14 protein-coding genes are annotated in these 13,773 nt (G+C 76.0%); 3 read left to right on the top strand and 11 right to left on the bottom strand.

The genetic code is table 11. From position 1 onward, the window contains the following. Positions 1-5: 5 nt before the first annotated feature. The 5 genes from kdpB to GY42_RS11440 all read right to left on the bottom strand — a co-directional run bounded on the left by kdpB (position 6) and on the right by GY42_RS11440 (position 7,462). Complete coding sequence (gene kdpB / locus GY42_RS11455; protein ID WP_046529418.1) at positions 6-2,123, bottom strand: potassium-transporting ATPase subunit KdpB; 2,118 nt, start codon at positions 2,121-2,123, stop codon at positions 6-8. Beyond that, entirely contained in the window at positions 2,120-3,784 is a 1,665-nt protein-coding gene (gene kdpA / locus GY42_RS11450; RefSeq protein ID WP_046529417.1) for a potassium-transporting ATPase subunit KdpA, read from the bottom strand. Before kdpA ends, kdpB begins: the two co-directional genes overlap by 4 nt. Beyond that, positions 3,781-3,870, bottom strand: coding sequence for a K(+)-transporting ATPase subunit F (gene kdpF, locus GY42_RS19420; protein WP_160309413.1), 90 nt, complete (start codon positions 3,868-3,870; stop codon positions 3,781-3,783). The genes kdpA and kdpF overlap by 4 nt, the downstream gene beginning before the upstream one ends. Positions 3,871-4,218: 348 nt before the next feature. After that, complete coding sequence (locus tag GY42_RS11445; protein ID WP_046529416.1) at positions 4,219-6,255, bottom strand: glycoside hydrolase family 31 protein; 2,037 nt, start codon at positions 6,253-6,255, stop codon at positions 4,219-4,221. A gap of 190 nt (positions 6,256-6,445) precedes the next feature. Beyond that, positions 6,446-7,462, bottom strand: a complete 1,017-nt coding sequence (locus tag GY42_RS11440) for a LacI family DNA-binding transcriptional regulator (protein ID WP_046529415.1) — start codon at positions 7,460-7,462, stop codon at positions 6,446-6,448. Between the two features lie 183 nt (positions 7,463-7,645). Between GY42_RS11440 and GY42_RS11435 the strand changes: the two genes are divergently transcribed. Next, positions 7,646-8,089 (top strand): YdeI/OmpD-associated family protein, encoded by a 444-nt coding sequence (locus GY42_RS11435; RefSeq protein WP_046529414.1) that lies wholly within the window; start codon positions 7,646-7,648, stop codon positions 8,087-8,089. 19 nt (positions 8,090-8,108) lie between these two features. On the opposite strand, the gene GY42_RS11430 is transcribed toward GY42_RS11435, so the two are convergent. The 4 genes from GY42_RS11430 to GY42_RS11415 form a co-directional block, all read right to left on the bottom strand. Next, positions 8,109-8,666: a putative immunity protein gene (locus tag GY42_RS11430; RefSeq protein ID WP_046529413.1), complete on the bottom strand. Its 558-nt coding sequence runs from the start codon at positions 8,664-8,666 to the stop codon at positions 8,109-8,111. An 84-nt stretch (positions 8,667-8,750) separates the two neighbouring features. Further along, positions 8,751-9,185, bottom strand: coding sequence for a hypothetical protein (locus GY42_RS11425; protein WP_046529412.1), 435 nt, complete (start codon positions 9,183-9,185; stop codon positions 8,751-8,753). Positions 9,186-9,290: 105 nt separating this feature from the next. Further along, complete coding sequence (locus tag GY42_RS11420) at positions 9,291-9,839, bottom strand: methyltransferase family protein (protein WP_201775269.1); 549 nt, start codon at positions 9,837-9,839, stop codon at positions 9,291-9,293. 22 nt (positions 9,840-9,861) lie between these two features. Further along, the gene (locus GY42_RS11415) at positions 9,862-10,515 is read right to left on the bottom strand and encodes a CatA-like O-acetyltransferase (protein WP_046529411.1); all 654 of its coding nucleotides are present in this window, start codon (positions 10,513-10,515) and stop codon (positions 9,862-9,864) included. A 139-nt stretch (positions 10,516-10,654) separates the two neighbouring features. Between GY42_RS11415 and GY42_RS11410 the strand changes: the two genes are divergently transcribed. After that, positions 10,655-11,191, top strand: a complete 537-nt coding sequence (locus GY42_RS11410; protein ID WP_046529410.1) for a GNAT family N-acetyltransferase — start codon at positions 10,655-10,657, stop codon at positions 11,189-11,191. A gap of 15 nt (positions 11,192-11,206) precedes the next feature. Here the strand turns inward: GY42_RS11410 and GY42_RS11405 are convergent, their stop codons facing one another. Continuing rightward, positions 11,207-11,833: an alpha/beta hydrolase gene (locus GY42_RS11405; RefSeq protein WP_046529409.1), complete on the bottom strand. Its 627-nt coding sequence runs from the start codon at positions 11,831-11,833 to the stop codon at positions 11,207-11,209. Beyond that, positions 11,830-12,759, bottom strand: coding sequence for a VOC family protein (locus GY42_RS11400; protein WP_046529408.1), 930 nt, complete (start codon positions 12,757-12,759; stop codon positions 11,830-11,832). Before GY42_RS11400 ends, GY42_RS11405 begins: the two co-directional genes overlap by 4 nt. Positions 12,760-12,910: 151 nt before the next feature. Here GY42_RS11400 and GY42_RS11395 point away from each other — a divergent pair, with 151 nt between their 5' ends. Then, positions 12,911-13,747: an ATP-binding cassette domain-containing protein gene (locus GY42_RS11395; protein ID WP_052748343.1), complete on the top strand. Its 837-nt coding sequence runs from the start codon at positions 12,911-12,913 to the stop codon at positions 13,745-13,747. Positions 13,748-13,773: the final 26 nt, after the last annotated feature.

Here is a 13,773-nt window from a genome sequence, read left to right as displayed (position 1 = left end):
CTCCTTCAGAACCCGGGCAGCAGCGCGACGACGAGGTCGATCAGCTTGATGCCCACGAACGGCGCGACGAGGCCGCCGACGCCGTAGACCAGCAGGTTGCGGCGCAGCAGCACCCCGGCCGCGGCGGGCCGGTACCGCACGCCGCGCAGCGCGACGGGCACGAGCGCGACGATCACGAGCGCGTTGAACACGACGGCCGAGAGCACCGCGGACTGCGGCGAGTGCAGCCGCATGACGTTGAGCGCGTCGAGCTGCGGGTACAGGCCCGCGAACATGGCCGGGAGGATCGCGAAGTACTTCGCGACGTCGTTGGCCAGCGAGAACGTGGTGAGCGCGCCGCGCGTGATGAGCAGCTGCTTGCCGATCGCGACGATCTCGATGAGCTTGGTCGGGTCCGAGTCGAGGTCGACCATGTTCCCGGCCTCCTTGGCGGCGGACGTGCCGGTGTTCATCGCGACGCCCACGTCGGCCTGCGCGAGCGCGGGCGCGTCGTTGGTGCCGTCGCCCGTCATCGCGACGAGCCGCCCCTCGGCCTGCTCGCGGCGGATGAGCGCGAGCTTGTCCTCCGGTGTGGCCTCGGCGAGCACGTCGTCGACGCCGGCCTCCTCGCCGATCGCGCGCGCGGTGAGCGCGTTGTCGCCCGTGATCATCACCGTGCGGATGCCCATGCGACGCAGCTCGTCGAAGCGTGCGCGCATGCCGGGCTTGACGACGTCCTTGAGGTGGACGACCCCGAGCGCCCGCGCGGGGGCACCGGCCACGGCCTCGGCGACGACGAGCGGCGTGCCGCCCGACCCGGCGATCTCGTCGACCGCGCGCGCGACGTCCGCCGCGGGGCTGCCGTCGTGCTCGCGCACCCACGCGAGCACGGCCGACGCGGCGCCCTTGCGGACCCGCCGCGCGGGCGTCGCGCCGTCGGCCGGCAGGTCGACCCCGCTCATGCGGGTCTGCGCCGTGAACGGCACGAACGTCGCGCCCCCGACGGCCGTGCCGCGCAGGCCGTGCGCGTCCTTGGCGAGCACGACGACCGAGCGGCCCTCGGGGGTCTCGTCGGCGAGCGAGGACAGCTGCGCGGCGCGCGCGAGGTCCTCGACCGTGACGCCCTCGGCGGGCACGAACCCGACGGCCTGCCGGTCGCCGAGCGTGATGGTGCCCGTCTTGTCGAGCAGCAGCACGTCGACGTCGCCCGCGGCCTCGACCGCGCGACCCGACAGCGCGAGCACGTTGCGGCGCACGAGCCGGTCCATGCCGGCGATGCCGATGGCCGACAGCAGCGCGCCGATGGTCGTCGGGATGAGGCAGACCAGCAGCGCGACCAGCACGACGAGCGGCTGCGGCTGCCCCGAGTACACGGCCAGGGGCTGCAGCGTGACGACGGCCAGCAGGAACACGAGCGTGAGCGCCGCGAGCAGCAGGTCGAGCGCGATCTCGTTGGGGGTCTTCTGCCGGGCCGAGCCCTCGACCAGCGCGATCATGCGGTCGAGGAACGTCTCGCCGGGCTTGGCGGTGATGCGCACGACCACGCGGTCGGACAGCACGCGCGTGCCGCCCGTGACGGCGCACCGGTCGCCGCCGGACTCGCGGATCACGGGCGCGGACTCGCCCGTGACGGCCGACTCGTCGACCGACGCGACGCCCTCGACCACGTCGCCGTCGCCCGGGATCGTCTGCCCGGCCTCGACCACGACGAGGTCGCCCACGGCCAGCGCGGTGCCCGCGACCTCCTCCTCGGTGCCGTCGGCGCGCAGCCGCCGCGCGACCGTCGTGCTGCGCGTGCGGCGCAGCGAGTCGGCCTGCGCGCGGCCGCGGCCCTCGGCGACGGCCTCGGCGAGGTTCGCGAACAGCACGGTCGCCCACAGCCACGCCGCGATGGCCCACGCGAACGCCGACGGGTGCAGCACCGCGAGCACCGTGCAGGCCAGCGCGCCGACCCACACGACGAACATCACGGGCGTGCGGACCTGGTGGCGCGGGTCGAGGCGGCGCGCGGCCGGGCCGAGCGCCGCGAGCAGCTGGCGCGGGCCGAACGCGCCGCCGGTCCGCGCGGCGGACGTGCGGGCGGCCGCGGGTGCGGCGGGGCCGGCGGGGTCGGTGCTGACGGGTGTGGCGGGTGTGGCGGTCACAGGAGTGCCTCCGCGACGGGGCCCAGCGCGAGCGCCGGGACGAACGTGAGGGCCGTGACGACGACGGTCACGACCGCGAGCAGGCCCGCGAACAGCGGGCCGTGGGTGGGCAGCGTGCCCGCGGTGACGGGCACGCGGCGCTGCCGCGCGAGCGTGCCGGCGAGCGCGAGCACGAGCACGACCGGCACGAACCGGCCGAGCAGCATGACGACCCCGAGCGTGACGTCCTGGTAGGGGGTCGCGGCGCCGAACCCGGCGAACGCGGACCCGTTGTTGTTGGCGGCCGACGCGTACGCGTAGAGGATCTCGGTGAGGCCGTGCGCACCCGGGTCCTGCACCGACGCGGCGACGCGCGCGGGCACGCCCGCCGTGAGCGCGGCGCCCACCAGCACGAGCGCGGGCATGGTCAGCACCGACAGCGCGACGAGCGTGACCTCGCGCTGCCCGATCTTCTTGCCGAGGTACTCGGGCGTGCGGCCCACCATGAGCCCCGCGAGGAACACCGTGAGGACGGCGAGCACGAGGATGCCGTAGAGCCCCGACCCGACGCCGCCCGGGGCGACCTCGCCCAGCACCATGTTGAGCAGCGCGGTCCCGCCGCCCAGCGCGGTGAGGGAGTCGTGCGACGCGTTGACCGCGCCCGTGGACGTCGCGGTCGTCGAGGCCGCGAACAGCGCGGACGCCGCGGGCCCGAACCGCACCTCCTTGCCCTCGAGCGCGGCCCCGGCCAGCGCGGGCACGGCGCCGTAGCCACGGGTCTCGGCCCACGTCAGCACGGCCGTGGTCGCGGCCCACAGGCCGCCGGTCGTCGCGAGCACCGCCCAGCCCTGGCGCAGGTCGCCGACCATGCGGCCGAACGCGCGCGGCAGGCTGAACGGGACCGCGAGCAGCAGGAAGACCTCGAGCAGGTTGGTCCACGGCGCGGGGTTCTCGAACGGGTGCGCGCTGTTGGCGTTGAAGAAGCCGCCGCCGTTGGTGCCCAGCAGCTTGATCGCCTCCTGCGACGCGACCGGCCCCGTGAGGAGGGTCTGCGTGCCGCCGTCGAGCGTCGTGACGGTCTGCGGGCCCGCGAACGTCTGCACGACGCCACCGAGCAGCAGCGCGACGGCCGCGACCGCGGCCAGCGGCAGCAGCACACGCACGGTGCCGCGCACGAGGTCCACCCAGAACGACCCGAGCCGGTCGGTGCCCGACCGCGCGAACCCCCGCACGAGCGCGACCGCGACGGCCATGCCGACGGCCGCGGACACGAAGTTCTGCACCGTGAGCCCGGCGGCCTGCGCGAGGTGCCCGAGGGCCTGCTCGCCCGAGTACGACTGCCAGTTCGTGTTGGTGACGAACGAGACCGCGGTGTCCCACGCGGTCGTCGGGGCGAGCCCGAAGCGACCCAGCGAGAGCGGCAGCCACGCCTGCAGGCGCAGCAGCCCGTACAGCAGCACCACGGACACGAGCGAGAACGCGAGCACCGACCGCGCGTACACCGACCACCGCTGGTCGGCGTCGGGATCGATGCCGCCCAGCCGGTACAGCGCGCGCTCGACGCGCAGGTGCCGGGGCGAGGTGAACGTGCGCGCCAGGTGCTCGCCGAGCGGCACGTGCACGGCCGCGAGCAGCGCGACCAGCAGACCGACCTGCAGCCAGGCCGCGACCGCGGCGCTCACCGTCGCTCCGGGTGCAGCAGCGCGCGCAGCAGGTACGCCGCGAGGCCCACGGCCACGACGAGGGCGGCGACGGTCTCGCCGCTCACGGCCGGTCCACCCGGTGCGCGAGCCCGCGCACGAGCGCGGCGAGCAGCCCGAACAGGCCGCCGGTGAGGACGAGCAGGACGAGGTCGGCCACGGGTGCTCCTCGTGGTCACCGCCGCGGGGGCGGGGCGACCGCCGTGGTCACCGCGACGAGCGTGCTCCGCGGCGGGTGCGCCGGGATTGCGTCCTGACGGTTCCCTGACGCCCGCTGACCGGGCCCGTACGTGCGCCCGGACCCGTACCCGGCACAGGGCCCGGACCCGGGCCGCGCCCCCACGCCGGGGCGCCCGCGCCGGACGACGGCCGAGGGGTCGGTCGGCGTCCGGCGCGGCGGTGGCCCGGGCCCGGGGTCAGGACGCCGCGCGCAGCGCGTCGCGCAGCTCGGCGCCCGCGCCGTCGCGGCCGAACAGCGGCAGCACGGCCAGCGGCGCCTCGACGTCCACCCGCGTGCCGCCCGCGTGCACCTCGCCCGTGCGGACGTCGGTCCACGACGCGCCCGCGGGCAGGTGCACGGTGCGGGACGTCGCGCCGGGGTGCACGACGGGCGCGACGAGCAGGTCGGGGCCGAACAGGTACTGGTCGGTCACCTGCCACGCGTGCGGGTCGTCGGGGAACTCGTGGAACAGGCCGCGCAGCAGCGGCTGGCCGTCCTCGTGCGCGGCGCGCATAAGGGTGCGCACGTACGGGCGCAGCGCCTCGCGCACGCGCAGGTAGCCGGTGAGCACGCGCTCGACGTCGGGCCCGTAGCTCCACAGCTCGTTGGGGGCGCCGGACGCCATGCGCGACGACCCGTCGGCCGCGGTGACGGGACGGCTGGGCTGCCGGTCGCCGTGCATGCGCAGCACGGGGCTGAACGTGCTCATCTGGAACCAGCGCACCAGCAGCTCGTGGAACGCGGGGTCGCGCACGTCGCCGCCGTGGAACCCGCCGATGTCGGTGGTGAACCACGGGATGCCCGCGACGCCCATGTGCACACCCGCGACGACCTGGCGGCGCAGCGCCTCCCACGAGCACGCGATGTCGCCCGACCACACGAGCGCGCCGTACCGCTGGCTGCCCGCCCACGCGCACCGCACGAGGTTGACGACCTCGGTCTCGCCCGCGGCGCGCAGCCCGTCGTGGAACGTGCGCGAGAACAGCTGCGGGTACACGTTGCTCACCTGCGCGCCCGGGCCCGCGTGGAACCGGTAGTTGTCGAGGTCGTAGCGCCCGTACTCGGGCTCGGCCTCGTCGAGCCAGAAGATCCGCACGCCGTGCTCGTGGTAGCTGCGCCGGCACAGCTCCCACAGCGCCGCGCGGGCGCCCGGGTGGGTGACGTCGACGAACATGCTGGGCCCGCCGAACGCCATCTGGACCTCGAGCCCGCGGTCGGCGCGTACCAGGTGGTTGGCGCGCGACAGGTCGGCGAAGTTCTCGGAGTCGACCGACACCTGCGGCCACACCGAGACCATGAGCTCCGTGCCGAGGTCGCGCAGCTCGGCGGTCATCGCGGCCGGGTCCGGCCAGAACTCCTCCTCGAACCGCTCGTCGCCCATGTGCGGCCAGTGGAAGAAGTCGGCCACGACGACGTCGACGGGCAGGTCGCGGCGGTGGTGCTCGCGCGCGACCTCGAGCAGCTCGTCCTGCGACGCGTAGCGCAGCTTGCTCTGCCACAGGCCCAGCGCGTGCTCGGGCATCATCGGCGCGTGCCCGGTCGCGTCGGCGTACGCGGACGCGATCTGCGCGGGGGTGCCGCCCGCGGTGACCCAGTAGTCGAGCTGGCGCGTGCTCTCGGCGACCCACTCGGTGCGGTTGCGCCCGAACGTCGCGCGCCCCACGGCCGGGTTGTGCCAGAGCATCCCGTACCCCGCGCTGGAGACCACGAACGGCACGGACGCCTGCGAGTTGCGGTGGACGAGCTCGAACGTGCTGCCCTTGAGGTCGATGAGGTCCTGCTGGTAGAGCCCCATGCCGGCGAGGTGCTCGTCGGGGTCGGACGTGAAGCTCGCGACGAGCCGGTGGTCGCCGCCGACGTGCGCGCGGAAGTCCCGCGCGCGCAGCTTGAGCGCGCCGCCGGTGCCGTGCTCCTCGAGCAGCACGCGGCCGTCCGCGTCGAGGAACCGCACGCGGCACCACGCGACCTGGTAGCCGACCTGCCAGTCGCGGTGCTGCCCGGCGGTGAGCTCGACGGTCAACCGGCCCTGCACGAGGCGGGCGGTGGTGCCGTCGACCTCGATCGCGGGCGGCGGGCCGTCGGGTGCGGGCAGCAGCGCCCAGTCGGTGTCGAGCACGTCGCCCGTGACGGACGCGCGCACGCGCACGGCGTCGGCGCCCCACGGGTCGACGACGAGCGTCTCGCCGTCGCCGGTCCAGGTGAGCCGACGGCCGTCGGTCCGGAAGTGCTGCACGTGGGTCTCCCGCGGTCGGTGGGTCCGGTCCCGCTCCTGTGGAGAACCGGTTCACCACGCCGAGCACGCTAACCCGCTCGCGGGTGTGGAGGCAACGGGTCGATCGAGGGGCCGGTCACGGGTGGTCGTGCGCGCCGGCGGGCGGGGTGGTCGGCCGCACGTCGTGCGCCCCGCCGCCCGGTCGAGGGGGTCAGTCGCGCAGACCCCGCCCGGGCGCGGCCGTCGTGGCACCCGGGTGCAGGACGGCGGGCAGCAGGTCGACGGCCCCGGCGGCGGCGCCCGCGAGCTCGTCGAGCGCGCGCTCGACCGCCCGCGCGACCATCGCCCGCCCGGGCAGGTCGACGAGCGTGAGGTCCGGGTGCCCGGCCACGGGCTGCTCGACGGGGGAGAGCGCGACCAGCGAGACGTCGCCCGGCACCGAGCGGCCGCGCCGGTGCAGCTCGGTCACGAGCTCGTCGACCGCCGCGACGTCGAGCACGAGCACGGCCGTCAGCCCGGGCAGGTCCGCCAGCGTCGCGTCGAGCCACGCGGCGACGTCGCCGCGCGCGCACGCGCCGAACCGGCCGCGCACGCCCCGCTCGTCGCACGCGCGGGCGAACCCGGTGCGGAACCGGTGCCGGAACGACAGCTCGTCGGCGTCCGGGTCGGCGGAGTCCTCCGGGCCTGCGAGCACGGCCACCTCGCGGTGCCCGAGGTCCGCGACGTGCCCGAGCATCGTGCGCGCGGCGTCGGCGAAGTCCAGGTCGACCGCGCTCAGGCCGTGCGTCTGCGCCGGCCACCCGACGAGCACGACCGGCTGCGGCAGCGCCGCGAGCACCGGCAGCCGCGCGTCGTGCAGCCGCACGTCCATGACGACGAGCGCGTCGGCCAGCACGTCGCCCGCGAGCTCGTCGTCGCCGCGGCCCATGAGCAGCACGTCGTACCCGCGGGGCTGCGCCGTGTACATCGCCGCGCGCACGAACCGCATGAACACGTCGACGTCGGCCTCGCGCGAGCCCGGCCGGTACGACGCGAGCAGCCCCAGCACGTTGGTCCGCCCCAGAGCCAGCGCGCGCGCCGCGGGGGACGGCCGGTAGCCCAGCCGCTCGACGCTCGCGAGCACGCGCGCCACCGTCGCGTCCGGGAACCGCTTGCGTCCCGACAGCACGTTCGACACCGTGCTCGGCGCGACGCCCGCGTCGGCCGCGACGTCCCGGATGGTGGCCATGCGGGCCAGGGTATGCGGGCGCTGGACGGTCTCCGGCGCGGACGGCGCGGTGTTCGGTGTTCGGGGCTCCCCGAACACCGAACACGCTGCAGACACGCGGTGCGCAGGCTGGTGCCAGCAGTCCCGTCCGCCCGGCACCGCGTCCCGGTGGTGCCCGGCCGTGCCGGGCGGGACGATGCGGGCATGGCCACGCAGACGTTCGCCACGACCCTGCTCCTCGTCGGCAACAACACGGGCGTCGAGGTGCCGCCCGCGGTCGTCGAGGCCCTCGGTGCGGGCAGGCGCGCCCCGGTCGTCGTCACCGTGAACGGGCACACGTACCGCTCGACGCTCGCCGTGATGGGCGGGCGCCACCTGATCCCGTTCTCGGCGGCGCACCGGCGCGAGACGGGCCTCGCGGGCGGCGACCCGATCGAGGTCACGCTCGAGCTCGACACCGCCCCGCGGGTCGTCGAGGTGCCGGCCGACCTCGCCGCGGCGCTCGACGCCGCACCCGGTGCGCGTGCCGCGTTCGACGCGTTGTCTCCCAGCGCGCGCAAGGCGCACGTCACGGCCGTCGAGGGGGCCAAGGCGGCCGAGACGCGCGCGCGGCGCGTGGCGGCGGTCGTCGCGAAGGTGCTCGCCTGACCGTCGCCGCCCCGGCACGTCAGCCGCGCGCGCGGACCGCGGCGTCGAGCGCGCTCGTGAGCTCTGCCAGGCGGTGCCGCCCGGCGGGTGCGGGCGGGTAGCGGCGCAGGACCGCGGGCACGGGCGGTGCCGCGAGCCCCGCGAGCGTCACGACGGCCTCGTCGGCCACGCGACCGGCGTCGTCACCGGCGGCGACGGCACGGAGCTCCGCGACGCGCGCCACGCACGCCGCCGCGCGCAGGATGTGGCCGACCTGCGTCGCGCGCGCGATCGGGTGCAGGTAGGCGGCCGCCGCCGCGTCGCCGCACGCGAGCGCGCCGAGCCGGGCGACCTCGTCGTCGACCGCGGCGGCGGCCCGGTGCGCGGCGACCGCGGCCGTGCGCTGCCGGTTGCTGCGCGCGGCGCCGTCGGCGAACGCGCGGGCGGCGGCGAGCGCCTCGCGGGGCCGCGGGTCGTCGGGGACGGCGGCCTCGAACGCGGGCAGCACCTGCGACGCGCAGTCCGCCGCGTACCGGGCCACGGCCCGCAGGTCGTCTGTGCTGAGCTCGACGTGGTCGGGGGCGGGTGCGGCGGTCACGTCGTCATCCTGCCGTGCCGTCGCGCCGTGCCCTCGGGCGGCGCTGGCGCCGGGGCTGAATCGCCAGCCGCTCGTCCGGCCCGGCTACGCGTCGAGCGTCGTGCTCCTGACGGGCCCGCGGCCGGTGCGCTCGGCGACGGCGGCGACCTCGTCGGACGTGTAGGCGCTGCGCGTGCCCGAGATCGACATGCCGGCGGCCGCCGCGAGGGTCTTGAGCGGGTAGGGCTGCGGCGCCACGAACTCGCGGCCGTACGCGACGAGCATCCGCAGCCGGTCCTCGGCCTCGCGCATCTCGGTGCGGGCGCGCTCGATCTCGGCGAGCAGCACGTCCTGGCGCGCGGGCGACCGGTCGCCGTCGGCGACGCGCAGGTACCGCTCGAAGACCTCGCGCTGCCGCACCACCTCCTCGCGCACGGCCTCCAGCGGTGCCCGCGTCAGCTCGTCGGCGTCCGCGGGCGCCCGGGCGGGCACGGGCAGGACGATGTCGATGATGTCGTCGATCGCGTCGCGCTTCTCCATGCTTTCACCGTACGTAACCCGTTGCGATCATCGCAACGGGTTACGACGAGCGAAACGCCTGCCGCGGGGGCGGGAACCGGCGGGGCGCGCCGGGTCGGCCGTGGCTCACGCGTGCGCCCGCAGCGCGCGCCACGCCGCACCGGCCGACCGTGCGTCCACCCATCGGGGCGTCGTCGCGCGGTAGCGCGCGTACTCGTCGCCGAACCGCTCCCCGAGCGCGCGCTCCTCGGCGGCGATCTGCGGGTGCAGCGCCGCGACGAACGCCGCGGCGGGCAGCGTGGCGACGGCCGAGCGCCGCGCGACCGCGTGCGCGACGAGCCCCAGCAGCATCCCGACGTACATGGGGTTGCGGGTCAGCCGGTTCGCGCCGTCGGTCACGAGTGCGGACGCTGCCGCGGGGGCGGTGGGGTCGACGGTCGTGCGGGAGCGGCGGAACCGCAGGACCGGGTCGGCCGCGCACCACGCGGCACCCGCGGCGACGACGCCCGCGGCGACGAGCGAGCCCGGCGAGGGGCGACGCCCGCGGTGCGCGAGCATCACCTGGGCGACCGCGGCCAGCGCGGCCACCGCGAGAGGCGGGAGGCGCAGGTCGCGTCGCGCGGGCGTGCCGTCCGCGGCGTTGTCGAGATCGGCCACCCCGCGATTCATCGTCATAGAGCGATGATAGGGGTCGCGGTCAGCCGGCCACCCACGACGGGTCGGCGAGCAGCGCCCGCAGCTCCTCCACGAGCTGCGCCGTGTGGAACCCGTCGGCCGCCGCGTGGTGCACCTGCACCGCGAGCGGCAGCAGCACCCGCCCGTCGCGCTCGACGTACCGGCCCAGCGTGAAGATCGGCGCGAGGTGCCTGCCCGGCGTCGCCGTGATCGTGAACCCCGTGAACGACGTCCAGGGGATGCTCGACACGTCGAACGTGGCGGCCGGGCGCGGGCCCTGCGGGAACAGCTCGCCCGACCCCGCGTGCTCGGCGACGACGGCCGCCGCCGCGTCGTGGAACGCGTCGAAGTCCGGGTCGAACGGCACCCACAGGCTCGCGAACGTCTCGCTGCCGGGGTGCATCACCGTGAACGACGGGTGCACCACGGGCCAGACGGCCGGTGCGCCGTCGGTCGTGAGCGTCATGCGGAACTCGTCGTGCCGGTTCACGACCGACGCGATCGCCCACACCTGCGTGAGGTACGTGCGGCGCCCCGCCGCGCGGACCGCGGCGACGAACGCGGTGACGTCGACCTCGACCGTCATCGCGTACGTGCACGGCACGGCTCGCAGGTAGTGGGCGAAGTGCTGCCGCCGGGGCCAGGAGTCGACGTCGATGGGGGCCGGTGCGTCCATCGAGCAATCGTCCCAGCCGGCCGGCGCGGTGCGCCGTGCGGGCGGTCCGTCGTCGCGGGTCGCGGGGGCGTCGCGTCGCACAGGGACGTGGGGGACGATCGCCCACGGACGCAGGTGGGTCGATCGGTGGGAGTCGGGCATGGTGTCAGCAGCAGGTGCGGTCGAGCTCGTCCCGGCGCTCCCGGTGGACCTCGACGAGTTCGCGCGCCGCGTGCAGGCGGCGTTCGCGCTCGCGGTCCCGGCGGGAGCGGCGCCCGGCATGGCCGAGCCGATCCCGCCGGACGAGGACCTGCGGGAGTCGTTCGCCGCGCCCGGCGCCGAGGTGCTGCAGGTCGTCCTCGCCGGTGAGCGTGTGGGCGGTGCGGTCGTGAGCATCGACGCCGAGACGGGGCGCAACAGCCTGGACTTCTTCTTCGTCGACCCCGAGCACCACGGGCGGGGGATCGGGCGGGAGGCGTGGCGCGCGATCGAGCGTCGCTACCCGCGCACGCGCGTGTGGGAGACCATGACGCCGCACTTCGAGGTGCGCAACATCCACTTCTACGTCAACGTGTGCGGCTTCCACGCCGTCGAGTTCTTCCACCCGGGTCACCCCGACCCGCACGCGCCGGGCGGGGACGCGGGGCAGGGGCACGACGACGACCTGATGTTCCGCTTCGAGAAGCGGGTGGCCTGACGGCGCCGCGGCCGCTCAGCCCGCCACGTGCGTCGTCAGGAACGCGCGGACGTCGGCCAGCTCGGCCGCGTCGATGCCGTGCGCGAGGCCCGGGTAGGTGCGGGCCGTCAGGGTGCTGTGCGCGGGCAGCCACGCGGCGGTGCGCTCGATCGCGTGCGGCGCGATGACGGTGTCGAGCTCGCCGCGGCCCCAGAAGACCGGGGGGCGCGTCTCGGCCAGCGTCGCGTCCCCGGGCCGGTCCCCGCCCGCGACGAAACCGCCCAGCACGACGGTCGCGACGACCCGCCCGGGCCGGGTGCGCAGCAGCTCGGACGCCATGAGCCCGCCCTGCGAGAACCCGAGCGGCGCGACCGTCGCGTCCGGTCCGAGCTCGGCGTCGACCCACGCCCAGATCGCGTCGGCGGCCGCCGCGACCGGTGCCGGGTCGGGCGTGCCGGGCGTCGTGATCGGGAACCAGGCGGCACCGCCGTGCGGCAGGTCGAGCGGTGCGCGCAGCGCCGCCCACGGCAGGCCCGACGGCAGATGCGGCGCGAGGCCCGCGAGGTCGTGCTCGTCCGAGCCGAACCCGTGCAGCAGCAGCACGGTCGGGGCGGTCGGGTCTGCGCCCGGGCCGGGGGAGCGGACGGTGCGCAGCGCGCTCACCGGGCCAGCAGCTCGTCGGTCGTCGTGCCCGGGACGGACACCGTGACCTGCGTGCCCCAGGGGTCGCGCAGCTGCACCGCGCGGCCGTCGTCGGCGAACGCCAGGCCCGCCGCGCGCAGACGCCCGACGAGCGCGTCGAGGTCCGCGCGACCGGGCACCGTCACGGCGACGTCGCCCAGGCCGAGCGTCGAGGCGCGCGGCCCGGCGCCGCGGCTGTTCCACGTGTTCATGGCGACGTGGTGGTGGTACCCGCCGGCCGACGCGAACAGCGCACCGGGGTAGCCGCGCGTGGTGGCCTCGAAGCCCAGGGCGTCGAGGTAGAAGGCCTCGGCGGTCGCGATGTCGCCGACCTGCAGGTGCACGTGCCCGACCTTGCCCGCCAGCTCGGGCCCCGCGTCGAGGGCCTCCTGCGTGAGGTGCTCGCGCAGGTACCCGTTGGGGTCGAGGAACTCGGTGGACATGACGAGCTCGCCGTCGCGGTGCAGCCACAGGCTGCGGTCACGGTCGGTGTAGAGCTCGATGCCGTTGCCCTCGGGGTCCGTGAAGTAGAACGCCTCGGAGACGAGGTGGTCGGACGAGCCGACGAACCGGCTGCGCGGGTCCTGCGCGGCGCGGTAGACGGTCGCGGCGAGGCTCGCGGCGTCGTCGAACAGGAACGCGGTGTGGAACAGGCCGGCCTGGTGCGGGTCGACGGCGGGCAGGCCCGGGGTGTGCACGAGCCGGACCATCGGAGTCGTGCCGCGGCCCAGGACGCGGTGCACCTGCTGCCCGCGCACGCGCTCCTCGAGCGGCTCCATCGCGATCGCGTCGGCGTAGTACGTGGTCATGGCCTCGAGGTCACCGACGTGCAGCGTCACGGCGTCCATCGAGGTGGTGGGGGCCAGGACGCGCTCGTCGGCGGGTCCGGCGGACGTCGTGGTGCTCATCGTGACCTCCGAATAGTTGTCGATACAAGTGCAGAGTACGCCGGAAAGGTTGATGCTTCAAGTGGCGAGCGTCACGGCTCCCTGTGAGGGCGGTGCGCGCACTCTCGTGTTTAGACTGACTAGTCAGTTCAAATGATCCGAGGGTGCACCCGTGACCACCACCAGCCTCACCGCACCGGACGCCGCGTCCGACGCCCCCCGCCACGCCGCCGACCCCGCCACGCCCGCCACCGCCGGCGCGCCGGTCGCCGCGACCCCCGCCGACGCGCCCCGCGAGGGCGCCGGCACCGCCCCTGGGGCACCCCCGCCGCCCGCCGTCCTCGACGCCCGCGCCGCGCACGTCCGCGGCGCGCGCGGCGCCGTCTTCGGCCCGCTCGACGCGACCTCCGCGCAGCCCGTCACCGTCGTGCTGGGCGACCGCGGGTCGGGCCGCACGTCGTTCCTGCTCGCGACGGCCGGCCGCATGCGCCTGACGTCCGGCCGCCTCACCGTGCTGGGCCGCGACACGTCCCGGGCCTCCGCGGGCGTCCGCCGCCGCGCCGGCATCGCGGGCTTCGACGGCATCGACGACCTCGAGCCGGTCGTGCCCGTCGGCGCCGTCGTGCGCGAGCGGCTGTCCTGGGAGAGCCCCTGGTACCGCCGCACGCCGCGCGTCACCGCCGCCCGCCTCGCCGCGCTGCTCGGCCCGGTGCTCGGCGACGTGCCCGTCCCCGACCCCGGCCTCCTCGTGCGCGACCTCTCCGAGGCGCAGGACCTGCTCGTGCGCGTCGCCCTCGCGCTGCTCTCGCGACCCGAGGTGCTCGTCGTCGACGACCTCGACGCCGTCAAGAACCCCCACGAGCGCGCCGTCGTCGCGCGCTGCCTCGAGGCCCTCACCGACCCCGCGCACCCGCAGCACGTGCGCGCGGTCGTCCTCGGCAGCGCCGACCCGCGCGACGTCCACCTGCTCACCCCCGACCGCACCGCCGTCGTCACGCTCACGCGCTGAGCGCCGACCCGCGAGAACGAGAGACC

Source organism: Cellulomonas sp. FA1, assembly GCF_000986825.1.
GTDB classification, from domain to species: domain Bacteria; phylum Actinomycetota; class Actinomycetes; order Actinomycetales; family Cellulomonadaceae; genus Cellulomonas; species Cellulomonas iranensis.
This window is presented reverse-complemented; position numbering and strand designations above follow the sequence as displayed.

Excerpts from the sequence above, each read along its gene's own strand:
- GY42_RS11410 (WP_046529410.1), top strand. The coding sequence starts at position 10,655 with ATGGTGTCAGCAGCAGGTGCGGTCGAGCTCGTCCCGGCGCTCCCGGTG.
- GY42_RS11400 (WP_046529408.1), bottom strand. The coding sequence starts at position 12,759 with ATGAGCACCACGACGTCCGCCGGACCCGCCGACGAGCGCGTCCTGGCC.
- GY42_RS11440 (WP_046529415.1), bottom strand. The coding sequence starts at position 7,462 with ATGGCCACCATCCGGGACGTCGCGGCCGACGCGGGCGTCGCGCCGAGC.
- GY42_RS11420 (WP_201775269.1), bottom strand. The coding sequence starts at position 9,839 with ATGACGATGAATCGCGGGGTGGCCGATCTCGACAACGCCGCGGACGGC.
- GY42_RS11425 (WP_046529412.1), bottom strand. The coding sequence starts at position 9,185 with ATGGAGAAGCGCGACGCGATCGACGACATCATCGACATCGTCCTGCCC.
- GY42_RS11415 (WP_046529411.1), bottom strand. The coding sequence starts at position 10,515 with ATGGACGCACCGGCCCCCATCGACGTCGACTCCTGGCCCCGGCGGCAG.
- GY42_RS11435 (WP_046529414.1), top strand. The coding sequence starts at position 7,646 with ATGGCCACGCAGACGTTCGCCACGACCCTGCTCCTCGTCGGCAACAAC.